We start from the raw sequence: 21,697 nt of genomic DNA on the forward strand, positions 1-21,697 counted from the left end.
GGCGTCGCGGTCGTCCGGATCACCTACATACCCGGCACCGACGAGGGCATGGGCGCGCCGAGCGCGGGGGCACCGGCCGTGGCTGCGGCGAGGGCGGGGGTGGCGACGGTGGTCAGGGAGGCGGCGGCCAGGACGGCGGTGAGGGCAAGGGCTTTGCGGAGTCGCATGGAAGACCTTCGCTGCTCGCCGGACGGGATGATGGTCGGACCAGGTGACAATCAGCCCGGTCTCGCCCCGCACCCTGCCACGCCTGTCCTGCGCCTCATGGCGCACCACGCCTGAGATGCTCCGGTTTACGCCCGAACGCGGTACGCGGTCAAGCGGGGCCCTGGCGGGCGGCTTGGCGGGGGTGGCCGCGCCCTTGGGCTCGTACTGGGTGAGTCGGGCCGGGCCGGTTGGCACTGTTCGGGGAGTCGGCTCGTACAAGGCGGTGGGCCGGGCTGGTTTTGCTGTTGGGGGATCGGGCTCGTACTGCGCGGAGTGGGGACGGGGTGGGGTGTCCCCGCAGGACGAGCGCGCAACCACCCCGTACAGGACGAACCCCGCCGCACGCGCGAGCCGAGGAGATACCCCACCCCGGCACCGCAAACCGCCCGCCAGAGTGAGCAACCCCGCCCAGCAGGCGAAGCAACCCCGCACCGGGACCGGGCCCCGCCCGGCGTGCGACGCAACCCCGGACCGGGCCCCGCCCAGCGCGCGAAGCACCCCGCGCGCTAATGAGGCCGCGCCCGCGCGGGGAACGCCCCGCGCCGCGAGCAGGCGTCCGGCCGGCCCGACCCAGCGGGCCGCCCCGCACCACCGGGTGGGTGCCCGCGCCCCCGGCCTCGCGGGCCGACCCGCGCCGAAGGCGAGCCCGGTGGCTTCGCTGGATCCCGCCCAGCGGGCCGACCCGCGCGGGGCGAGCCCGGCCGCTTCGCCAGCGGGCCATCCCGCGCCACCGGGTCGGAGCCCGCCCCTCCCCCCGTACCCCCCCTCACACCCCCCCGAAGAACCGCCCCGTCAGAAGCGCCGCCGCGCCCTGGGCCACGTCCGACGGGGAGATGTCCACCTCCACCCGCGGAAGCGCCGGCGCCGAGGCAAGGGCGGCGCCGACCTCGCGGACGAAGAGGGCCGGGGCTCCCGCCACCACCCGCCCGCCCAGCAGGACGCGGTGCACATCAAGCAGCGCGACCAGGTTCGCCGCGCCCTCCCCCACCACCCGCGCCGCCCCCGCGAGGTCACCCCGGGCCACCGCCGCCAGGCACAGCGCCTCCGCGCAGCCGCGCCTCCCGCACCGGCACGGCGGCCCGTCCAGCCGGAGCACCTGGTGGCCGAACTCGCCCGCCGCCGAGCGCGCGCCCCGGTAGACCTCGCCGTTCAGCCACAGCCCCGCCCCCAGCCCGGTCCCGACATGGAGGTACACCACCGCCCCCGAGCCGGGGCCGGAGCCCGCGCCCGCCACCGCCGCCCCCGCGTTCGAGTCCTTGTCCACGAGCACCGGCACCCCCAGCCGCCCCTCCAGCACCTCCCGCAGCGCGAACCCCTCCCACTCCGGGAACCCCGTCACCCGCCCCATCACCCCGCTCCGGTGATCCAGCGGCCCCGGCGCCGCCACGCCCACCCCCAGCAGCGGCGGCCCGCCCGGATCGGTCACCCGCGCGACCTCCCGTACGACGGTCCCCACCACCGCCTCCGGCCCCGCCCCGAAGTCCAGCGGGATGCCGCTCGCGGTGAGGACGCGGCCCGCCAGGTCCACCCGTACCGCCCGGAGCTCGTCGCGGTCCAGGTGCACGCCGATCGCATGCCGGGCGTCCGGGACCAGCCGGAGCAGGGTGCGCGGTTTGCCGCCCGTGGACGCGGCCCGCCCGGCCTGCGCCAGCAGCCCGGCCGCGCCGAGCCGCGCCGTGATCTTGCTGACGGCCTGCGGGGTGAGGCCCGTACGGGTCGCGAGTTCGGCGCGGCCGAGACCCGTCGGCCCGGCGCCGCGCAGGAGGTCCAGGACCAGCGCATCGTTGTGATCGCGGAGGGCGGGCAGGTTCACCCCGCCACGCCCACCGCCCGCGTCCTCGCTACGGCCACCGCCACCACCGCCGCCACCACCACCGCTGCCCCTGTTCACCGGCCCATTGTCCACCCTCCTTGCACTTCGGCAACACTGTTGCCAAAGTAGGAGCCATGAGCACCCCCACCCCCACCCCCGCCGCCGGCCCCGCCTCCCCCGCCACCCCGCTCCGCGTCGGCCTCGTCGGCTACGGACTCGCCGGTTCCGTCTTCCACGCCCCCCTCGTGACCGCCACCGACGGGCTCGTCCTCGACACCGTCGTCACCTCCGACCCCGACCGGCAGGCGCAGGTCCGCGCCGAGTTCCCCGACGTGCGCGTCGTCCCGTCCGCCGACGAGCTGTGGGGGCGGGACCCGGCCCTCGACCTCGTCGTGATCGCCTCCCCCAACAAGACGCACGTCCCGCTCGCCACCACCGCCCTCGAAGCCGGCATTCCGGTGGTCGTGGACAAGCCGCTGGCCGCCACCGCCGCCGAGGCCCGCGCGCTCGCCGCGCTGGCGGAGCGGAGCGGCACCTTCCTCTCCGTCTTCCAGAACCGCCGCTGGGACAACGACTTCCTCACCCTGCGCCGCCTCCTCGCCGACGGCGAACTCGGCGAGATCCAGCGCTTCGAGTCCCGCTACGAGCGCTGGCGCCCGCAGCTCAAGGGCGGCTGGCGCGAATCGGGCGCGCCGGAGGAGATCGGCGGTCTGCTGTACGACCTCGGCAGCCACATCGTCGACCAGGCCCTGGTGCTCTTCGGCCCGGCCGTACGGGTCTACGCGGAGACCGACGCGCGCCGCCCGGGCGCCGAGACCGACGACGACACCTTCATCGCCCTCACCCACGCGAACGGCGTCCGCTCCCACCTCTACGCCAGCGCCACCACCGCCCAGCTCGGCCCGCGCTTCCGCGTGCTCGGCTCGCGCGCCGGGTACGTCAAGTACGGCCTCGACCCGCAGGAGGGCGCCCTCCGCGAGGGGCTTCGCCCGGACGGGCAGCTGCCGTGGGGCGAGGAGCCGCCGCACCTGTGGGGGCGGGTCGGCTCGGGCGAGTCCCCGCTGACCGGTGGCGGCGCGACCGTACCGACCGAGCAGGGCGACTACCCGGCGTACTACGCGGCGGTGGAACGGGCCCTGCGCACGGGCGGGCCCGCGCCCGTCACGGCGTACGAGGCCGCGCGCTGCCTCGACGTACTGGAGGCGGCGCGCCGCTCGTCGGAGGAGGGCGTGGCGGTGGAGATCCCGGAGGCGCCGGAGGCCGAAGGGCACTGAGGGATCGCTGAGGCCCAGGGGGCGGCGGCGGGGCCGTTCGGGAAGCGGCCCCGCCTCCCGCGCCTCCCCCGCCCCCGGCCCGGCCCCGTCTACGCGTCCTTGAACTCCTGCCGCTGGCGGCCCAGCCCCTCGATCTCCAGCTCCACGACGTCACCGGCCCGCAGGTACGGCTTCGGGTCGGGCCGGCCCATGGCCACCCCGGCCGGGGTGCCGGTGACGATCACGTCGCCCGGGTGGAGCGTCATGAACCGGCTGAGGTACCGGACGACCTCACCGACCGGGAAGATCTGGTCGGCGGTGCTGCCGTCCTGCTGCTGCTCACCGTTGACCCACAGCCGTACGTCGAGCACCTGCGGGTCCGGTATCTCGTCGGCGGTGACCAGCCAGGGGCCGAGCGGGGTGAAGGTCTCGCAGTTCTTGCCCTTGTCCCAGGTGCCGCCGCGCTCGATCTGGAACTCGCGCTCCGACACGTCGTTGACCAGGACGTACCCGGCGACGTGCGCGAGCCCCTGCTCCGCCGAGTCCAGGTAGCGGGCGGTGCCGCCGATGACGACGCCGAGCTCGGCCTCCCAGTCGGTCTTCACGCTGCCGCGCGGGATGAGGACGGTGTCGTCGGGGCCGACGACGGTGTCCGGGGCTTTCAGGAAGAGGATCGGCTCGGCCGGCGGCTCCGCGCCGATCTCGGCGGCGTGCCCGAAGTAGTTCAGGCCGATGCCCACGATCTTGCCGATGCCGCCGACCGGCGGACCGATCCGCAGCCCCTCGCCGTCCAGGGCCGGAAGCCCGCCGGAGGCGGCCGCGTCCCGTACCCGGGACAGCACCGCGTCGTCGGCGAGCACCGCCCCGTTCACATCCGTGATCAGGCCGGACAGGTCCCGCAGGGTTCCGTCCTGGTCGAGCAGCGCGGGACGCTCGGCACCGGCGGGTCCGACACGCAGCAGCTTCATGGGCGTTCTCCCGTGGTCGTGGGTGGTCGGCCCGGGGGCGTCGAGGCGTGCCCACGGGCCGGCCGATGGGTTGCGGCCATCGGAGGATTGGTTGATCCTCCAAGATGGCCGTCCGATCCGCAAGACCCTGTTCACAGACTGGAACGCACTGCTCCGCCCACCGGCAGCCCGGCGCGCCGCGCGCGGTGTTCGAGCCAGGCGCGCTCGGAGACCGCCCACGCGGTGGTGGTCAGCAGGTAGAGCCCGGCGGCCAGGGGCACCACGGCGGCGGTGATCAGCGTCCCGAAGGACAGCAGGGGCAGTACGCCACCCAGCTTGCGCATGGCCTCCTGCTGCTCGGCGGTGAGCTCGGGCAGCCCGGCGGGACCCGCTCCCGCGGTGCCCGCCCCTGCAGCCCCGGCGCGCCGGACAGGCTTCTTCCCCGCGGCGGACGCGCCGGTCGCGGCAGTCGCAGCTGCGGCCGCGGCCGCAGCGGTCGCCGCCGCCCGGCGCCCGCGCGCCGCGCTCCAGGCGGCCACCACCGCGATCGCCCCGAACAGGCCGAGGAACACCAGCCCCTGCGCCCCGAACAGCCCGCCCTCCCCGAGGGCGTCGGACCACCGGGCCCCCAGCGGCGCGGCGAACAGCCGGTGGCCCAGCAGCTCATCCCCCGAGGCGAACGCCTGGTACATGAGCGCGAACACCGGCAGCTGGAGCAGCAGCGGCAGGAGCCCGGCCATGGGGGTCGCCCCACGGAAGGCGGCACGGCTCAGCGGATGCAGGGCGAGCCGTACGAGCACGGTGAACAGCACGATCGCCGCAGCGGTCGCGGACTGGCCCGGCAGCGGCTCCAGCAGCCCGGCGAGCGCGGTGACCAGGTGGGTGAAAAGGTCGGTGAGATCAGTGAGAACGGACACGCGGGCCCTCCGAAGGGTCTCGTCGAACGTCGAAATGAGGTGCTTTTCGGCGTGACGAGCCACGAGGGGCGACAACAGTGTTCAGTCGGAGCAGAGGTCGGAGCGGAATCCGAGGAGTACTGCGAGTACGGCGAGTACTGCGCGCCCCTACGCGGCCGTCGGGACGGGACGGCCGGGTGCCCTGGGCCGGGACCGGCCCGAGGCGTCGGGATCGCGCTGCGGCAGGAACGCCGTACGCTGCTCGCGATCACGGATCGCGGTACGTATTCGGTGCGGCGGCACGGGCCTGACCAGCCGCGCGGCGGCGGCCAGCGCCTCAGTGCCCACGGCGACGGTGGCCGCGAGGGCGACCACCAGGGCGCCCAGCCCGCCGGCCCCCTCGCCCGCGAAGAGCCCGAGCAGTCCGCCGAGCACCACCAGCGGGAGCAGGACGGCGCACGACCGCGTGACCCGGGCGAACCCGGTCAGCAGCCCGAACAGGGCGAGGGACGGCGAGCGCCCGCCGCTTCGTCGCCGAGCCATACGGACCTCCCCCTCTCCCCTGCTGTTCCCCTGCTGTGCGCGAACTCCCGTACGAGACCGCTTCTCCTGATCGATGGTAGCGGGGCCCACTGACAACCGGCCGGGCGCATGTCCGTCCCCGGGCTCAGGGCCGGAGCGTCCCCCACACCACCAGGCGGTACTTGGAGCTGTACTCGGGGGTGCAGGTGGTGAGGGTGATGTAGGCGCCGGGCTCGCTGTACCCGTGCTCCGGCTTCACCACGCTGCGCGGCACGGGCGCGATCACCCCGGTGTCCCGCTCGGTGGTCTCGCTCAGGGTCCGGCCGACCACGTACGTGAACCGGCGCCCCCGCAGCTCGACGATCAGCTCGTCGCCCGCGCGCAGCCGGTCGATGTGGCGGAACGGTTCGCCGTGCGTATTGCGGTGCCCCGCCAGTGCGAAGTTCCCGCGCTCGCCCGGACCGGCGGTCCCCGGGTACTGGCCGGCGTACCCCTTGTCGAGGACGCTCCGCTTGTCGACGCCCTGCGCGACCGGCACGACGAGACCGAGGCGCGGGATGCGGAGGACGGCGTACGCCGCGTCCCGCTGCGGCGCCCGGCCGGCGCCGGGGGCGGCGGCTCGCGAGGGCGCGCCGGAGGGGGCCGTAGTAAGGGAGGCGGAGGAGGACGCGGGCGTGGACGTGGACGTGGACACGGACGTGGGCGCAGCCACCGACGGAACCGGGCTTTCCGATTCCCCCTCCGCCCCCGCAGACCCCCACGCCCGCTCCAGCGCCCGTACCCGCTCCTGCGCGCCCGCCGTCGCCTGCCGGTTGGTCCACCACACCTGGTGCACCACCAGCAACAGGACCACCACACCCACCGTGACCGTCAGCTCCGCGCCCGCCCACAGGACCCCCACGAGACCGGCCCGCCGCACCCGCCGGCCGCTCCCCTGCACCACCACCGGTATGTGATCCCGCACGGGCGGCACCCTAAGTCCTCCCCCGTCAACTGACCAGCGGCAGTACGGTGTGAACCATGCGCCCCGACACGCCTGCCGAGCACATCGCCGAAGCCGAGCGCCTCATCCGCACGGCGACCCGTTACCCCGAGGACCAGGAGCCCTTGCTGCTCCAGGCCGCGGCCCACCTCGAACTGGGCGACGCGCGCGACCGGGCGAGCGCCCTGTACGACCAACTCCTCTCCTCCTCCCCCGCCGACCCGCACCTGATCAAGGCCCTCCAGGCGGCGAACCTCTGGGAGTACGGCCACGAGGCCGAGGCCCGCGCGCTCATCTCGGGCATCCGCACCGCCTCCCCGAAGGACCCGGCGCCGTGGGAGATCATCGCGGAGGCCCTGGAGGCGCACGACGAACTGGAGGCCGCCGAGGACTGCTTCTCCCAGGCCGCCACCCTCCTGATCGCGGACGCGACCCCGCTCACCCCGGCCACCACCGCCCTCCTGACGGGCCGCCACCGCGTACGCCGCCTCCTCGGGCGGCCCCACGACGACTGGGACATGGTCGCGGACACCCGCCACATCGGCCCGATCCCCCTCGACGAGCTCCACGACCCGAAGCGCATCTGGGCCCTCGGCTCCGACGACCCCGCCGAACTGCGCGCCGAGATCGCCCGCCTGCGCGCCGAACTGGGCGACCGCCGCGCGGCCCTGTCCCGCCCCTTCCCGGTGGCGATCCTGCACTGGCCGCAGCGCGAACTGTCGGAGCTCCTGACCAGCTATCCGACGCTGGCCTCGGAGTACCCCTCGCACGAGACCCACCTGCGCGACATCGAGACCTCCCTGCGCGCCCTGGCCGCCTCGGGCACGAGCAACCTGGGCATCGTCACCGCGAGCGTCCCCTCGTACGAAGCCTTCGCGGCCTCGGAGAAAACCTCCCCGGCGTCCCCGTCCCTCCTGGCCGAGTACGCCACCACCCTGGCCGCCCGAGGCAAGGCCACCACCTGGCCCCCGTCCCCGACGTCCCCGTGCTGGTGCACGTCGGGCAAGCCGTACTCGGAGTGCCACGGGGAGTAGGCCGGGGGAGGTGAGCGGCCGGCCGAGCCCGTCCAGCCGGCCCGCTCTCCCCTACAGAAGCCGGTTCGCCCACCGCTCGCGGTGCTTGCGCGCAAACTCGACGCGGATGTTGTGTCCCTTGACCTGCGCAAGCGCCGCGCGGAACCGGCCGGTGATGCCGTCGATCACATCGAGGTCGTCCGTCAGCTGGAGCGCACCCCGGTCGAACAACGCGTGGCAGTTGGGGCACAGGCACAGCACGTTATCGATCCGGTCGACGCCGAGATGCGGCTTACCGACGGCCTGTATGTGGGCCGCCTCGCTGTACGCCTCACCCTCCAGGGAAACGATCAGCCGCTCGCGGCAGATCTGGCAGGTGTTGTCGTACATCTGCTTCACGGCCCGCACGACCTTGGAGTCCCGCACCAGACGGTCCTGGGAGATATAACGCCGGACCTGCTCCTCGATCGGTGTCTCGGCGCCTGCCAGCGGATCCACCGGCTGCGGGGCCACGACCTGGCCCGGTTCGATCTTCAGCAGCTTGAACTGACAGATCCGAAACCCCTCCTGCCCGACCGTTATCCAGTGGTCGGCAGTGCGGAACAGCCCTCGGTAGATATAGCCCTTGGTCGCCCGCCTGCGCTTGCCCCGGGTGACCCCCAGCCCCTCGATCACGCGGACGGGGCGCCCCATAGCCTGCGAAATGACCAGCGCGGCATTGCCGCTGTCAGCGAGGGACTGATCGGCGACCATCTGTCCTGAGGACCGGTCGCGCCCGCCCTCTCCGGTGTAGATGATCAGATCGCCTTCGTCGCGGTCATCGACGTATCCGCCGGACAGCACGATCGAGTCGGCACCCGTCTTGTCGGTACCGGAAATGCCGCGGCCCCGGAAGCGGTGAAGGTCCGCCGCATAGAGCTCGTCGTGTCCCTTGAACCACATCCCTTCGGCGGCGCCGTCAGGTGTGCCGAACCATGCCGGCTTCGAACGCGCAGCCATGTCTTAGCGGTCCGCCGCTGCGTAGGTGGTGGCGGCCATCGTGGCTGCCGCTGTGAAGACCGCGGGCCAGGCGCCGATTTTCTTTGCCAGGGGGTGCGAGGCCGCGAAGGCGGCTACGTACGCCGTGCCCAACAGGGCCGTTGTTGTCGGCGTCGTGCGGCGGTGCCATTCGCGGGCGGCGAGGGTGCCGGCCGTCGCGAGGACGATGCCGCCGAGTGGGCGCTTGCCCGTCCAGCGGGCGGTGGCGTAGCCGGCGATCAGGCCGCCCGCCGCTACGACCGAGGTGGGGAACTGCTGCATCGTGTGGGCCTCCAGCCGTTCGAACGTTGCCGTTCGAGGCTAGCGCGCCCGGCGGGTGAATCGGCGGGCGGCCGCCACGCCCAGGAGGACGGCCGCTCCGCCGAGCACGTTGTCCGGCAGGGCCTCCTGGAGGGCCGGGGGCAGTACGGCCACGATCCCCAGCACCACGAAGAACGCCACGGCGCAGGCGGTGAGCCCCATCAGGGCTTTCTTCAGCAGGGTGTTGGGCACGCTGGGCTCCGGGGGCTTCGTACGGGGTCGTGTCGTACGGGTTCAACGCGGGGCCGGGCCCGGCGGTACGGGGGGTGCGGGGCGCCGTACGGAAGTCGGATTTGTCGCACACCCTCCGGATCTGTGGACCTGTCGGCCGAAGCGCCCCGCAGGCGTAGATTCGTCGGCGACGGGGCGATACGACCGAGGCCGCCCGAGCCGGACCGAGGAGCTGCACACGTGATCTGTTACGGACCGGCGGTCCTGGACCTGGCCGACGAACTCACCGACGCCTACGGCGAGGTCTTCTCCGCCCCGCCGTGGAACGAGGATGAAGAAACCATTCGCCAGTTCGCCGCCCGGCTGCAGGCGGACAGCCGCCGCCCCGGGTTCCGTACGGCGTTCGCGCAGTCGGCCATCGGCGTGGACGGGTTCGCGACCGCCTGGCTGACGCCGAGGTCCTTCCCGACGGATCGCGGGTACGGCCGGGTGGCGGCGCAACTCGGGACCCGGCGGGTGCGGGAACTGCTGGTCGGCGCGTTGGAGATCGACGAGCTCGCCGTACGGCCGCACGCGCGCGGCCTCGGCACCGGGCGCGCGCTCCTCGCCGAGATCACCGCCGACGCCCCCGACGACCGGGCCTGGCTGCTGACCGCCCGCGCCGCGACCGACACCGTGGCCACTTACCACCGGCTCGGCTGGCACGAGGTGCCGCCGCTGCCGGGGACGGGGAACGGGGTCGTCGTCTTCCTCGCGCCGAACCACCCGGACCGGCCGGGTGACCCCGGCCGACCGGGGCGCCAAGCGGCGTAGGCGTGCGGGCCGCCTGGACTGGCTGAGCCGGCTTGAGGGGCCGGGTCGGGCCGGGCGGGTGGGTCGGCCCGAGCTGGTAGGCCACCCCGAGCAGCCGGACAACCCCGAGCGGATGGGCTACCTCGATCGGCCGGGCTGCCATGAGTGGCCGGACGCCCGATCGGCCGGACCGTCATGCGGTCTCGCCGCGTGAACCGCCCAAGCTGGCTGAGCCACCCGAGCGGCCGGACAACGCAGAGCGGTCGGACCCGGACCGGCAGAGCCACCCGACCGCCCTGCCCATCGCATCGCTTAAGCGCCCAAGCCGACGTGCCTGGCCGAGCCCCGACCGGCCAGACCACCCCGGGCAGCCGGCCGCCATGCCGCAGCGGCGCACGAACTCCCGGACTGGCTTGACCGGCCGAATCCGGTTCCGCCGAACCTCGACCACCCCAACCGTCCCGCCTGTCACGCCGCCTGGGCGTCCGGTCCGGGGCCGTGCCACCCCGGCCAGCCGGCTCGGCCGGACCGGGATCAGCCGTACCCCGGCCGGGCGCGAACCAGCCGAACCCGAACCGGCCGAGCCACCCCGACCGACCAGACCGGCCAGACCGGCCGGGCCGGAGTCAGCCGAACCCCGACCGATCAAGCCCCCCCGTGGCCGGACCCGCATCAGCTCAACCCCGACCGGCCACCCCGACCCCACCCGTCACCCCACCCACCCCCGAACCACCCCCGCGCCAAGCGTCCCGCCGCGTGGCGCCGGGCATACCGGGGGCATGATCAGCCATGTCGCGTGCGCCCAGCGCCAGCTCAATCTGGCCACCCACCACCAGCTCCGGCAGGCCGGAATCCCCGCCGCCACCATCAGCGGCCGTACCCGGCGCGGCGGGCCCTGGCAGCGGCTTCTGCCGCGGGTGTACCTCCTCCAGACCGGCCCGCCGGACACCCGCCAGCACGCGCTCTCCGCCGTGCTGTACGCCGCCCGCCCCGGCACCGACCCGCTCTCCGGGGCAACCGCCGCCCTCACCGGCGGCGCGGCGCTCGCCCTGCTCGGGATCCGCGACGCGCCGCCCGAGCCGGTCGACGTCCTCGTCCGCGCGCCCCGCTGCATCGCGCCCACCGGTCGCGTCCGGCCCGCCTCGACCACCCGCTGGCCCGCGACCATCACCATCGCCGGCGTGCCCAGCGCCCGCCCCGTCCGGGCGGCCACCGACTTCGCGGCCCGCACCGACGATCCCGACCTGGTCCGCTCCGTACTCGCCAACGTCGTCCAAGGCGGCTGGTGCCACCCCGACGATCTGCACGCCGAACTGCGCGCCCGCCGCGTCCGCGGTCGCCCCGCCGTCCGGGAGGCCGCCGCGGAACTCGTCGTAGGCGTCCGCTCCATCGCCGAGGGCCGCGCCCGCGACGCCCTGTCGGGCACCGACCTGCCCGCGCCCCTGTGGAACGCCCGCCTCTACGGCCCGGACCGCGCCTTCCTGGCCAGCCCCGACGCGTACTGGCCCGAGGCGGGCGTGGCGCTGGAGATCGACTCCGCCGAGTACCACTACACCCGCGACTCCTGGCAGGCCACCCTGCGCCGCCGGCTGCGCCTGGAGTCCCACGGAGTGCTGGTGGCCAGTACGACGCCGGGCATCCTGCGGGACGCGACGGCCGAGGTCGTCCGCGCGCTCCGCGCCCTCCTCGCCCTCGGCGCGGCCCGCGCGGCGCCGCCGCGGGTCACGGTCCGCGGACACGCCCAGCTGGAACTGCCGCTGGGGTAGGGCCGGAGGGCTACGCGCCGACCGAGGGGCTACGCGCCGAAGGCGCGGGAGACCGTGTAGATGGCCAGGCCCGCCAGGGCGCCGACCACCGTGCCGTTGATGCGGATGAACTGGAGGTCGCGGCCGATGTGGGCCTCGATCTTGCGGGAGGTGTGCTCGGCGTCCCAGGCGGCCACCGTGTCCGTGATCAGCGAGGTGATCTCGCGGCGGTAGGTGGTGACGACGTAGACCACCGCGCCCTCGATCCAGCCCTCCAGCTTGGACTGGAGCCGGCCGTCGGAGGCGAGGCGCGCGCCGAGGGAGATCAGGGAGGAGCGTACGCGCAGGCGCAGTTCGCTCTGCTCGTCCTCCGCCGCCGAGATGATCATCGAGCGGATCGCGGACCAGGCGGAGGCGATGACGTCCTGGACCTCGTCCCGCGCCAGGATCTCGGATTTCAGGCGCTCCACGCGGGCGCGGGTCTCGGTGTCCGACTGGAGGTCGGAGGCGAAGTCGCGCAGGAAGCGGTCGATCGCGGCGCGGGCCGGGTGCTCGGGCATGTCCCGCATCTCCGTGACGAAGCGGAGCAGTTCCTTGTACACGCGCTCACCGACCTTGCGGTCCACGAACCGCGGGGTCCAGCCGGGGGCGCCGCCCTGGACGGCGTCGGTGATCGAGTCCGCGTGGGTGACGAGCCAGTCGTGGGCCTTGGCACAGACGAGGTCGACGGCGCGGCGGTGGCCGCCGTCCGTGACCACCCGCTGGAGGGTCTTGCCGAGGCCGGGCGCAATCTCCGCGCTCTCGGCGCGGCGGGTGATGGCCTCGCCGACGACGGCCTGGACGTCGGAGTCGCGCAGGACGGTCAGCGCGCCGCGCAGGGCGGTGGCGAGCTCGGCGGTGACGCGGTCGGCGTGCGCGGGCTCGGCCAACCAGGAGCCGAGGCGGCCGCCGATGCCGAGGGAGTGGAGGCGGGCGCGGACCACGTCGGCGGAGAGGAAGTTCTCGCCGACGAACTCGCCGAGGGTGACGCCGAGCTGGTCCTTCTTGGTCGGGATGATCGCGGTGTGCGGGATGGGGAGGCCGAGGGGGCGTTTGAAGAGGGCGGTGACGGCGAACCAGTCCGCGAGCGCGCCGACCATGCCGGCTTCCGCCGCGGCGGCGACGTAGCCGGCCCAGCCGCCCGCGCCCCAGGCGTGCTGGGCGTACTTGGCCAGTACGTAGACCAGGGCGACGAGCAGCAGCAGACCGGTCGCGGTGGCCTTCATGCGGCGGACGCCGCGGCGGCGTTCCTCGTCGGCGGCGTTGAAGACGAAGGCTCCGCCGGGGCGGGTGGGGGGTGGCGGTGGTGTCGGCGGCGGTGCGGCTGTGCCGCCGCTGGTGCCGCCTGCCGTGATGCGGTTCTCCACGTGCTCCTGCCTTCCCCCGGGGGCGCCGGTTTTGTCTGCATAGCATCCGACTCCCGAGAGCCCGAATGAGTTCCCGCCACGCCCGTCCGCTCCCGCGGGGGTGGCGGATACGGGGGCCGGGGGCACGGCCCCCGACCCCGGCGCGGGGCGGCCCCACTCCGGCGAGCCGGGCCGGGCCGCTCCGGCGGAGACGGCCGAACCGGCGGGCGCGGCCAACGCCACCGCACCGAGCTGGGCGGCCCGCTCCCGCAGGGGGAGGCGGACCTGGCAGCGCGGGACGGCCCGTCCGCTCCTGCTTGGGGGCGCACCAGGGAGCGCGGGGCAGCGCCCCGAGCCCCGCGCAGGGTGGCCGCTCCCGCAAGCCTGGCCCGTCCGCTCCCACGGGGGCTGTACTGGCGGTCCCGGGGCAGCGCCCCGCCCCGAGCCGGGCGGCCCGCTCTCGCAAGCCTGGCCCGGCCGGGGCCGGTGCGGAGGGCCGAACTGGTGGGCGCGGGACGGCGCCCGAGCCCGTGCGGGCGGCCCGCTCCTGCAGGGGGCGCTGGCGGCGCGGGCCCCCGGGTCCCGCCACTTCGCCCGTCGGGCCACCGAGGCCGCCACCTCGACAGCTGGGCCGGGACCGCTCTCCTGCGCCGCGACAACCGGGGCCGTACGGACCCCCAGGCGGCCCCGGCCCGCTGAGCGGTCGCGCGAGGGAACGGCTCCGCCGGGGGTTGGCGGCCGAGCGCCGAAGGCTGTACGGGCCGCACGCGAGCCGCGCCGGCCGCAGGCGGCCGCCCCGGGGCCCAAGCGGCCCGGGCCAACCCGACCCAGCGGGCCCGTTCGGCGCGGTGCGGGCCTGCGGCGGGAGCCCCCAGCCCCGTGTCGGGGAGCCCCAAGGTCCGCGGCGGGAGCACGCGGCGGGAGCAGGGGCCCGTGCCGTCGGCTCAGAGGTGTTTGCGGAGGGACGGGCCGTCGCCCGGGCGGCGTTTCAGGGGTTTTACCTTGACCTCCACGCCGCCCCAGAACGCGAAGCCCGTCACCACCACGCGCGGGGCGTCCGGGCGGCGGGGGCCCGGGGTGTCGCGTTGGTCGAAGGCGCCCATGAAGCCGAAGCCGCGGACGTCCACGTCCACGCCCGGCGGGACCGTGATCTCGATGCCGCCCATGATCGCGACGCAGTTGATGACCACCTCGCGCTGCGCGAAGTCGGCGCTGCGGAGGTCCAGTTCGCCGCCGCCCCAGAACGCCACCGCGTCGAAGCGGGCCGGGACCGTCCAGTGCCCCTTGCGCTGGAAGCCGGACATGACCGCCACCGCGAACGCCGAGCTGCCCGAGCCGCCGATGCGGCCCTGCCAGGCCGCCGCGTCCCCCGGCGCGGACGCGGCCGGTACGGCGGCAGAGGCCCCGGCCGGCGCGGGCAGGTCCCGCGTCAGCGGCTCCAGTTCCGCGTAGGTGCGGGAGGCGTACACCGCCTCCAGCCGCTCCTCGAACTCCCCCATGTCGAGCCGGCCCTCGGCCAGGGCGTCCCGCAGGCGCTCCGCCACCCGGTCCCGGTCGGCATCGGACGCCCTCAACGCCGGCAACGGCGCTGCCCCTTGCCCCGGGCTCCCGGGCGCCGTACCCCCCTGCGCCGAAACACCAGGCACCGCGTCCCCCGGCGCCCGGTCCCCCGGCACCGCCTTCTCCGGCAACGGCTTCTCCGGCCGCTCGTCACTCATACGCACCAGACTAGGCAGGGATGCCCGGGAGTTGTACGGGTCCACCCCTGAGATCGCCCCGGACCGAGCCCTGAGACAGCCCCCGAGGCCCCCGCCCACAGCCCCAGACCCCCCGGGCCCCACCCGAGCCTCAGACCCGGCCGAGGCCCTGGTCCAGCCCGTACCGGGTCCCAAGCCCCCGCCCCCGCCCGCGCCCCCACCTCACCCCCGCCCCGCATACATCCGCGCGATCACATCCTCGATGTCCGGCTCCCGCACCGACAGGTCCACCAGCGGGTACTGCGCCGCCACCGCCGCCACCAGCGGGGCCGCCGACGCGCTCGACGGGAAGGCGAGCCACTGCCTCGGGCCCTCCACCTTCACCACCCGCGCGCCCGGCACGCCGATCGGGGGCAGTTCGCGTTCCAGGTCGACCACCAGCGTGCGCTCGCTCTCGCCCGCCTCCCCCGCCGCGTGCAGGCCGCCCAGGGGGCCGTCGTACATCAGGCGGCCGTGGTCGATCACCATCACGCGCTCGCACAGCTGCTCGATGTCCTGGAGGTCGTGGGTGGTGAGGAGGACCGTCGTGCCGAGTTCCGCGTTCAGCTGCCGCAGGAAGCCCCGTACCTTCGCCTTGCTCACCACGTCCAGCCCGATCGTCGGCTCGTCCAGGTACAGCACGTCCGGATCGTGCAGCAGCGCCGCCGCGATGTCCCCGCGCATCCGCTGGCCCAGCGACAGCTGCCGCACCGGTACGTCCAGCAGCTCCGCCAGGTCCAGGCGGTCCACGCATCGCTCCAGGTTCGCCTCGTAGCGCGCCCTCGGCACCCGGTACATACGCCGCACCAGCTCGTAGGAGTCCCGCAGCGGCAGGTCCCACCACAGCGTGGTCCGCTGCCCGAAGACCACCCCGATCCGGTGCGCCAGCCGCACCCGCTCCCGCGCCGGGTCGATGCCGGCCACGCGCACCCGGCCGCCGCTCGGGGTGAGGATGCCCGTCAGCATCTTGATCGTGGTCGACTTGCCCGCGCCGTTGGGCCCGATATAGCCGACCACCTCGCCCCGGGCGACCTCGAAGCTTATCCCGTCCACCGCCCTGACCTGGTGTTTCTCCCGGCGCATCCGGCCCACCCGGCGCCGTACGTCGAAGACCTTCTCCACCTGCTCCAGTCGGATCAGCACATCATCCGCCTCTGCCACCACGACTAGCTCCCCGTACTCCGGTACGAACGGACTCCCGCGCGCCAGGCCAGCGACGCGGGGACGAACACCGCCACGGCCACCAGCGGGCTCAGGAACGCCACCCACCCCGGCAGCCCCAGCGGATCGGGCCGCCCCAGCACATACAGCGCGGGCAGCCAGTTGACGAAGGCCAGCGGGACGATGAAGGTCACCCCGCGCAGCAGCTCCTGGGCGAAGACCGTCGGCGGGTACTGGAGCATCGTGGCGCCGCCGTAGGTGAAGGAGTTCTGCACCTCCGCCGCGTCCCCGGCCAGGAACTGGAAGGCCGCCCCCGCCACCATCACCGCCGCGAAGATCGCCGCCCCGGCCAGGATCATCACCACCACCAGCAGCGCCTTCGCCGCCGTCCAGTCGAGGTCCAGCGCCACCAGCGACCAGACCAGCACGGTCACCCCCTGGAGCACCCGGCCCGTACGCCGCAGCGCGAAGCGGTCCGCCGCGACCTGCGCCAGCACCGGAACCGGCCGCACCAGCATCGTGTCGAGCGAGCCGTCCCGGATCCGGGACCCGACCTTGTCGGTGTTCCCCATCAGCAGCCCGGCCAGGGCCAGGGAGGCCGAGGAGGAGCCGTACAGCAGGGCCACCTCGGGCAGCGTGAAGCCGCCGAGGACGTCCACGTGGGAGAACATGATGGAGATCGCGATGAAGTCCAGCGAGGTCAGGGCCGCGTTCCCGAGCACCGACAGGACGAAGGACGTGCGGTACGTCATCGTCGAGCGGATCCACATCGCCGCGATCAGGCGGTAGCCCCGCAGCCCCTCCCGCACCCCGCCGTACAGGACCGCCTCCCCGACCCGGCCGTACCGCGCCCCCTGCTCCCCCTCTTCCGGCGCCGCCTCAGCCGCACCCTCCGCCGCACCGACCCCCGCCGTCTCCGCCGTCTCCGCCGTCACCTCAGCCACCCTGGACCACCACCTTCCGCGTCGCCGCCGACTGCAACAGCCGCCCCGCGCCCAGCAGTACGAGCGCCCAGCCCGCCTGGAAGGCCAGCGCGCGGGCCGCGCCGCCGGCCCCCGCGTTCTTGCCCAGCAGCACATCCAGCGGCACCTGGAGCATCGCCGCCCACGGCAGCAGCCGTACGAACTCGCCGAAACCGCCCGGGAACACGGTCAGCGGCAGCAGCATCCCCGAGAAGAAGATCGAGACGACCGTGGCCATCATGTTGATCCCCGACCCGTCCATCAGCCAGAACGCCAGCAGCCCCAGCACGTAGCGCACCGCGAAACCGACCACCAGCCCCAGCCCCACCGACACCAGGAACAGCAGCCAGCGCACCGGATCCGCCGGCAGCGCCAGCCGGAAGGCCAGCGCCCCCGCCGCCAGCGGCACCAGCCCGCGCCCCAGCAACTGGAAGGCCGCCCGGCCCAGGTCGGCCGCGAGCCACCACAGCTGGAGGTCCACCGGCCGGTACAGGTCCACCGCGATGTCCCCGGTCCGCACCCGCTCCTGCAGCTCCTCGTGGAAACCGCCGCCGATCAACGCCCCGGCGGCCAGCAGCGACTGGCTCACCCACACGAAGGTCAGCGCCTCGGCCTGGTCGTAGCCGCCGAGCCCCGGGCGCTCCTGCCACAGGGCGACGAAGGTGAACGCCACGATGAAGCCGAAGACGGTGTTGGTGAAGACCCCGGCCGCCGTGGCCGTCCCGTAGGTGGCGTAGCGCCGGAACCCCCCGGCCGCCACCGCCAGGTAGAGCCGCACTCTCTGGCGCACCGTATCCCTCCGAATTCCCCGTCGTTCCTACGTCGGCCAAAGCGCGCGAGCTTAGTGCGGTGGGGCGAGCCACGCGACCGATTTATGCCCGTCCGGAGCGGAGCCGACCGGCCATCGGGTAGACACCATGAGGTACAGAAGTGGATATTTCGAACAGCGCCGAGGAGTCCCGGAGATGAGCGACCAGTCAGCGACCCCGGGCTGGCCCCCTCGCGACCCGGACACCCCGCCGGAGATCCCCCCGCAGGCCCCGCCGCCCGGATCCCCGCAGGCCGCCCGGGGGTCGCAGCCGCCTCCGCCCGGCGGGAAATCCCGTCGCAGGCGCACCGGATGGCGCCGCCTGTTCCCCACCTGGCGCATGCTCCTGGGCGGCATCCTGCTGCTGGCACTGCTGCTCGGCGGGGCCCTCGTCGCCGGCTATCTGCTCGTGGACATCCCGCCGGCCAACGCCGCCGCCACCGCGCAGTCCAACGTCTACCTCTACTCCGACGGCACGCTCATCGCCCGCGACGGCGAGGTCAACCGCGTCAACGTGCCGCTCTCGCAGATCCCGCGGACCGTGCAGGAGGCCGTACTCGCCGCGGAGGACCGGGACTTCTACTCCGAACGGGCGGTGGACCCCAAGGCGATGATCCGCGCCGCCTGGAACACCGCCACCGGCAAGGGCACCCAGTCCGGCTCCACCATCACCCAGCAGTACGTCAAGAACTACTACCTGGGCCAGGAGCAGACGATCAAACGCAAGGCCAAAGAGTTCTTCATCGCGATCAAACTCGGCCGCGAGAAGTCCAAGAACTACATTCTTGAGGGCTACCTGAACACCAGCTACTTCGGCCGCAACGCCTACGGCATCCAGGCCGCGGCCCAGGCGTACTACGGCAAGGACGTCTCCGCCCTCACCACCGCCGAAGGCGCCTACCTCGCCACCCTCCTCAACTCCCCCAGCGCCTTCGACGTCGTCTCCCACCCCCGCAGCCGCTCCCGGGCCCTCGCCCGCTGGAACTACGTACTCGACGGCATGGTCAAGAAGGACTGGCTCACCCCCGGCGCCCGTGCCACGACGCGGTTCCCCGAGCCCGGCAAGGTCCGCGCCGCCGCCGGCCTCTCCGGCCAGCGCGGCTACCTCGTCGAAGCGGTCAAGGACTACATCACCGACCGCGGCATCCTCGACGAGAAGACCCTCGCCGAGGGCGGCTACCGCATCACCAGCACCATTGACCGCCGCCGCCAGAACGCCCTCGTCGACGCCGTCGACACCCGCATGGCCGGCCGGCTCGACCCCGCCGCCCGCCCGGCCGACCGCCTGGTGCGCGCCGGCGCGGTCTCCATCGACCCGGCCACCGGCGAGGTCGCCGCCCTCTACGGCGGCATCGACTACACCCGGCAGTACGTCAACAACGCCACCCGGCGCGACTACCAGGCCGCCTCCACCTTCAAGCCGTTCGTCTTCGCCGCCGCCGTCGAGAACGGCTCCCGCACCCAGGACGGCCGCCGCATCACCCCCTACACCGTCTACAACGGCGACAACCGGCGCCCCGTCGTCGGCGCCCGGGTCCGCTTCGCCCCCGAGAACGAGGGGCAGGTCTCGTACGGCAACATCACCGTCAACACCGCCACCGACCTCTCCGTCAACGCCGTCTACGCGCAGATGGCCGTCGACGTCGGCCCCGCCACCGTCAAGAAGACCGCCGTCGCCCTCGGCATCCCCGAGGACACCCCGAACTTCGTCGCGAGCCCGGCCATGGCCCTCGGCACCCTCCAGGCGAGCGTCCTGGACATGGCACAGGCGTACGCCACCCTCGCCGACCACGGCCGCCGCACCCCCTACACCCTCGTCCAGAAGATCACCAAGGGCGGGGACACCGTCCCCCTGCCCGAGCGCACCCCCGTCCAGGCCATCAGCCGCGAGGCCGCCGACACCACCACGTCCATGCTGGTCAGCGTCGTGGACAACGGCACCGGTACGGCGGCCCTCGCCGCCGGCCACCCCGCGGCGGGCAAGACCGGCACCGGCGAGCTGGACCGCTCCGCCTGGTTCGCCGCCTACACCCCCGGCCTGGTCACCGTGATCGCGATGATGGGCCAGGACCCCGACACCGGCACCCTCCAGTCGCTCTACGGGGCCCTGGGCGAGCCCCGGATCAGCGGCGGCGGGTACCCGGCCCGCATCTGGGCCGCCTACACCAAGGCCGCGCTGGAGGGCACCGACCCCGTCGACTTCGACCTCGACCTCCAGCCGGGCGCGGCCCAGCCCCCGCCGCCCTTCACGCAGTCCAGCCCGCCGCCGGAGAACCCCGACGCGGACGGGCTCAGCCCCACACCCCCGCAGCGGCCCACCCCGCCCTCCGGCGGCCAGGACACCGGCGGGCAGGACGGCGGGGGCCAGTCCCGGGGCGGGGAGTCACAGGGCGGCCAGACCCAGGGCGGCGCCACGCAGGGCGGATCCCAGGGCGGCCGCACCCAGGGCGGCCAGGACAACGGCGGCCGCTCCCAGGGCGGCGGCACCAACAGCGGCCAGGAGGACGGCGGCCGCACCCAGGGCGGGCAGTCCCAGGGCGGCGCCACGCAGGGTACGTGGGGCAGCACGGGCGGCGGCGGCACGAACGGCGGCCCCACCGAGGACTACCGGCCGCCGTCCGCGTTCCTGGAGTGACGGGAGGGGAGGGAGGGGAGCGGGGGAACGAGGGGACGGCCGGACTCAGTGCCCGGAGGTCGCCTTGAGCCCCACCACGGCCACCAGCAGCAGGCAGATGAAGAAGATCCGGGCGGCGGTCACGGGCTCCCCCAGCACCGCCATCCCGAGCACGGCCGCACCGGCGGCACCGATGCCCACCCACACCCCGTACGCCGTACCGATGGGCAGCGTCCGGGCCGCGTACGACAGCAGCACCATGCTCGCGATGATGCCGGCGCCCGTGAACACGCTCGGCCAGAGACGGGTGAACCCGTCGGTGAACTTCATACCGATCGACCAGCCGACTTCGAGCAGACCGGCGAGAAGAAGCAGGAACCAGGCCATGACGACACCTCCGGGACATCCGGTGAACACGGGGTGCGTCGTCTTGTCGTACCCGGTACGGCGCGTCTCGTCGGGGTTCCCGACCACCGTAGCAAAGGGCAGCGAAAAGGGCCGGTGACCTCGGCCACCAGCCCTGTTCAGCCCCTGCGCGCGGTTCGACGGTCAGAGATACAGCCCCGTGGAGTCCTCGGACCCCTCCAGCCGCTCCGCCGCCACGGCGTGCAGGTCCCGCTCGCGCATCAGCACGTACGTCGCACCGCGCACCTCCACCTCGGCGCGGTCCTCCGGGTCGTACAGCACCCGGTCACCGGGCTCCACGCTCCGGACGTTCTGCCCGACCGCGACGACCTCGGCCCAGGCCAGTCGCTTGCCCACGGCCGCCGTCGCCGGGATCAGGATCCCGCCGCCCGAGCGCCGCTCGCCCTCGGGCAGGTCGGACTTCACGAGCACGCGGTCGTTCAGCATGCGGATGGGCAGCTTGTCGTGGGTGGTGTTCTCGCTCACGCCCCGAACCTACCTGTCCGCGACCGCGACGCGGCCCGCAGGGTCATCCCCGCTTGCGGCGCGCCGACACCACGATCAGCCCGACGATGCCCACGGCGACCAGCGCCACCGGCAGGATGCGCTCCAGACGCGGGGACCCGTCGTCGTGGCGCAGGCCGTCCCGCACGTCCGTCACCAGCCGGTCGACCGTGGCGAAGGCCCGGCCCGCGGTCTGGTCCACCTTCGACTCGACCTTGGCGCGGGCGTCCCCGATGATCGTCTTCGGGTGCACGCGGACACCGATCTCGTCCAGCGTCTCGGCGAGCTGCTCGCGGCGGCGCACGATGTCCGCCTCGATCTGAGCGGGGGTCCTGGCTTCCGACACCGCGCATCCTCCGTCGTCGTGGTCCTGTGGGGCGTGTTCCGCCATGAACAGTCTGTCAGCTTAGTCTCAAGGCGTACCGATCCCCTCCCGAGGAGAG

Annotated in this window: 22 protein-coding genes and 1 riboswitch; of the genes, 5 read left to right on the forward strand and 17 right to left on the reverse strand. The window is 74.1% G+C overall.

What is annotated here, in order from left to right; genetic code table 11:
* Window positions 1-23 precede the first annotated feature (23 nt).
* Together ABZ873_RS26980 and ABZ873_RS26985 are read right to left on the reverse strand one after the other, a co-directional pair.
* The gene (locus ABZ873_RS26980) at window positions 24-167 is read right to left on the reverse strand and encodes a hypothetical protein (protein ID WP_360876858.1); all 144 of its coding nucleotides are present in this window, start codon (window positions 165-167) and stop codon (window positions 24-26) included.
* 806 nt (window positions 168-973) lie between these two features.
* Window positions 974-2,098, reverse strand: coding sequence for an ROK family transcriptional regulator (locus tag ABZ873_RS26985; RefSeq protein ID WP_360876861.1), 1,125 nt, complete (start codon window positions 2,096-2,098; stop codon window positions 974-976).
* 56 nt (window positions 2,099-2,154) lie between these two features.
* Here ABZ873_RS26985 and ABZ873_RS26990 point away from each other — a divergent pair, with 56 nt between their 5' ends.
* Window positions 2,155-3,294: a Gfo/Idh/MocA family oxidoreductase gene (locus ABZ873_RS26990; RefSeq protein ID WP_360876864.1), complete on the forward strand. Its 1,140-nt coding sequence runs from the start codon at window positions 2,155-2,157 to the stop codon at window positions 3,292-3,294.
* A gap of 89 nt (window positions 3,295-3,383) precedes the next feature.
* Here the strand turns inward: ABZ873_RS26990 and ABZ873_RS26995 are convergent, their stop codons facing one another.
* The 4 genes from ABZ873_RS26995 to ABZ873_RS27010 form a co-directional block, all read right to left on the reverse strand.
* Entirely contained in the window at window positions 3,384-4,241 is an 858-nt protein-coding gene (locus ABZ873_RS26995) for a fumarylacetoacetate hydrolase family protein (protein WP_360876867.1), read from the reverse strand.
* Window positions 4,242-4,372: 131 nt separating this feature from the next.
* Window positions 4,373-5,137 (reverse strand): hypothetical protein, encoded by a 765-nt coding sequence (locus ABZ873_RS27000; RefSeq protein ID WP_360876870.1) that lies wholly within the window; start codon window positions 5,135-5,137, stop codon window positions 4,373-4,375.
* A gap of 147 nt (window positions 5,138-5,284) precedes the next feature.
* The gene (locus ABZ873_RS27005; protein ID WP_360876873.1) at window positions 5,285-5,659 is read right to left on the reverse strand and encodes a DUF6412 domain-containing protein; all 375 of its coding nucleotides are present in this window, start codon (window positions 5,657-5,659) and stop codon (window positions 5,285-5,287) included.
* A 124-nt stretch (window positions 5,660-5,783) separates the two neighbouring features.
* Complete coding sequence (locus ABZ873_RS27010; protein ID WP_360876876.1) at window positions 5,784-6,602, reverse strand: class E sortase; 819 nt, start codon at window positions 6,600-6,602, stop codon at window positions 5,784-5,786.
* Window positions 6,603-6,658: 56 nt separating this feature from the next.
* Between ABZ873_RS27010 and ABZ873_RS27015 the strand changes: the two genes are divergently transcribed.
* On the forward strand, window positions 6,659-7,654 hold the full coding sequence (locus ABZ873_RS27015) for an SEC-C metal-binding domain-containing protein (protein WP_360876879.1): 996 nt from the start codon (window positions 6,659-6,661) through the stop codon (window positions 7,652-7,654).
* 51 nt (window positions 7,655-7,705) lie between these two features.
* On the opposite strand, the gene ABZ873_RS27020 is transcribed toward ABZ873_RS27015, so the two are convergent.
* The 3 genes from ABZ873_RS27020 to ABZ873_RS27030 are packed head-to-tail and all read right to left on the reverse strand — an operon-like array spanning window position 7,706 to window position 9,163.
* Window positions 7,706-8,632: a YDG/SRA domain-containing protein gene (locus tag ABZ873_RS27020; protein ID WP_360876881.1), complete on the reverse strand. Its 927-nt coding sequence runs from the start codon at window positions 8,630-8,632 to the stop codon at window positions 7,706-7,708.
* 3 nt (window positions 8,633-8,635) lie between these two features.
* Window positions 8,636-8,932, reverse strand: a complete 297-nt coding sequence (locus ABZ873_RS27025) for a hypothetical protein (protein WP_360876884.1) — start codon at window positions 8,930-8,932, stop codon at window positions 8,636-8,638.
* A gap of 39 nt (window positions 8,933-8,971) precedes the next feature.
* Window positions 8,972-9,163 carry a hypothetical protein gene (locus tag ABZ873_RS27030; RefSeq protein WP_360876887.1) on the reverse strand — a complete coding sequence of 64 codons (192 nt, stop codon included), beginning with the start codon at window positions 9,161-9,163 and terminating at the stop codon, window positions 8,972-8,974.
* A gap of 219 nt (window positions 9,164-9,382) precedes the next feature.
* On the opposite strand from ABZ873_RS27030, the gene ABZ873_RS27035 reads away from it, so the two are divergent.
* Window positions 9,383-9,955: a GNAT family N-acetyltransferase gene (locus ABZ873_RS27035; protein WP_360876890.1), complete on the forward strand. Its 573-nt coding sequence runs from the start codon at window positions 9,383-9,385 to the stop codon at window positions 9,953-9,955.
* Between the two features lie 758 nt (window positions 9,956-10,713).
* Window positions 10,714-11,700 carry a hypothetical protein gene (locus ABZ873_RS27040; RefSeq protein ID WP_360876893.1) on the forward strand — a complete coding sequence of 329 codons (987 nt, stop codon included), beginning with the start codon at window positions 10,714-10,716 and terminating at the stop codon, window positions 11,698-11,700.
* Between the two features lie 29 nt (window positions 11,701-11,729).
* Here the strand turns inward: ABZ873_RS27040 and ABZ873_RS27045 are convergent, their stop codons facing one another.
* The 5 genes from ABZ873_RS27045 to ABZ873_RS27065 all read right to left on the reverse strand — a co-directional run bounded on the left by ABZ873_RS27045 (window position 11,730) and on the right by ABZ873_RS27065 (window position 17,701).
* Window positions 11,730-13,085: a DUF445 domain-containing protein gene (locus tag ABZ873_RS27045; protein ID WP_360876896.1), complete on the reverse strand. Its 1,356-nt coding sequence runs from the start codon at window positions 13,083-13,085 to the stop codon at window positions 11,730-11,732.
* Between the two features lie 923 nt (window positions 13,086-14,008).
* The gene (locus ABZ873_RS27050; RefSeq protein ID WP_360876899.1) at window positions 14,009-14,647 is read right to left on the reverse strand and encodes a DUF1707 domain-containing protein; all 639 of its coding nucleotides are present in this window, start codon (window positions 14,645-14,647) and stop codon (window positions 14,009-14,011) included.
* A gap of 336 nt (window positions 14,648-14,983) precedes the next feature.
* Complete coding sequence (locus ABZ873_RS27055; protein ID WP_360876902.1) at window positions 14,984-15,961, reverse strand: ATP-binding cassette domain-containing protein; 978 nt, start codon at window positions 15,959-15,961, stop codon at window positions 14,984-14,986.
* A gap of 5 nt (window positions 15,962-15,966) precedes the next feature.
* Window positions 15,967-16,731: an ABC transporter permease gene (locus tag ABZ873_RS27060; RefSeq protein WP_360876943.1), complete on the reverse strand. Its 765-nt coding sequence runs from the start codon at window positions 16,729-16,731 to the stop codon at window positions 15,967-15,969.
* Between the two features lie 166 nt (window positions 16,732-16,897).
* Complete coding sequence (locus ABZ873_RS27065; protein ID WP_360876946.1) at window positions 16,898-17,701, reverse strand: ABC-2 family transporter protein; 804 nt, start codon at window positions 17,699-17,701, stop codon at window positions 16,898-16,900.
* Between the two features lie 370 nt (window positions 17,702-18,071).
* On the opposite strand from ABZ873_RS27065, the gene ABZ873_RS27070 reads away from it, so the two are divergent.
* Window positions 18,072-20,366, forward strand: coding sequence for a transglycosylase domain-containing protein (locus ABZ873_RS27070; protein ID WP_360876949.1), 2,295 nt, complete (start codon window positions 18,072-18,074; stop codon window positions 20,364-20,366).
* 45 nt (window positions 20,367-20,411) lie between these two features.
* Here the strand turns inward: ABZ873_RS27070 and ABZ873_RS27075 are convergent, their stop codons facing one another.
* From ABZ873_RS27075 to ABZ873_RS27085, 3 genes are all read right to left on the reverse strand, one after another.
* Window positions 20,412-20,732, reverse strand: coding sequence for a multidrug efflux SMR transporter (locus ABZ873_RS27075; RefSeq protein WP_360876905.1), 321 nt, complete (start codon window positions 20,730-20,732; stop codon window positions 20,412-20,414).
* Window positions 20,733-20,764: 32 nt separating this feature from the next.
* Window positions 20,765-20,835, reverse strand: a riboswitch (guanidine-III (ykkC-III) riboswitch).
* 59 nt (window positions 20,836-20,894) lie between these two features.
* The gene (locus tag ABZ873_RS27080) at window positions 20,895-21,236 is read right to left on the reverse strand and encodes a co-chaperone GroES (RefSeq protein WP_360876908.1); all 342 of its coding nucleotides are present in this window, start codon (window positions 21,234-21,236) and stop codon (window positions 20,895-20,897) included.
* A 43-nt stretch (window positions 21,237-21,279) separates the two neighbouring features.
* Window positions 21,280-21,600, reverse strand: a complete 321-nt coding sequence (locus tag ABZ873_RS27085) for a DUF3618 domain-containing protein (protein ID WP_360876911.1) — start codon at window positions 21,598-21,600, stop codon at window positions 21,280-21,282.
* Window positions 21,601-21,697 lie beyond the last annotated feature (97 nt).

It is taken from the genome of Streptomyces sp. NPDC047014 (assembly GCF_040644195.1).
Lineage (GTDB): Bacteria > Actinomycetota > Actinomycetes > Streptomycetales > Streptomycetaceae > Streptomyces.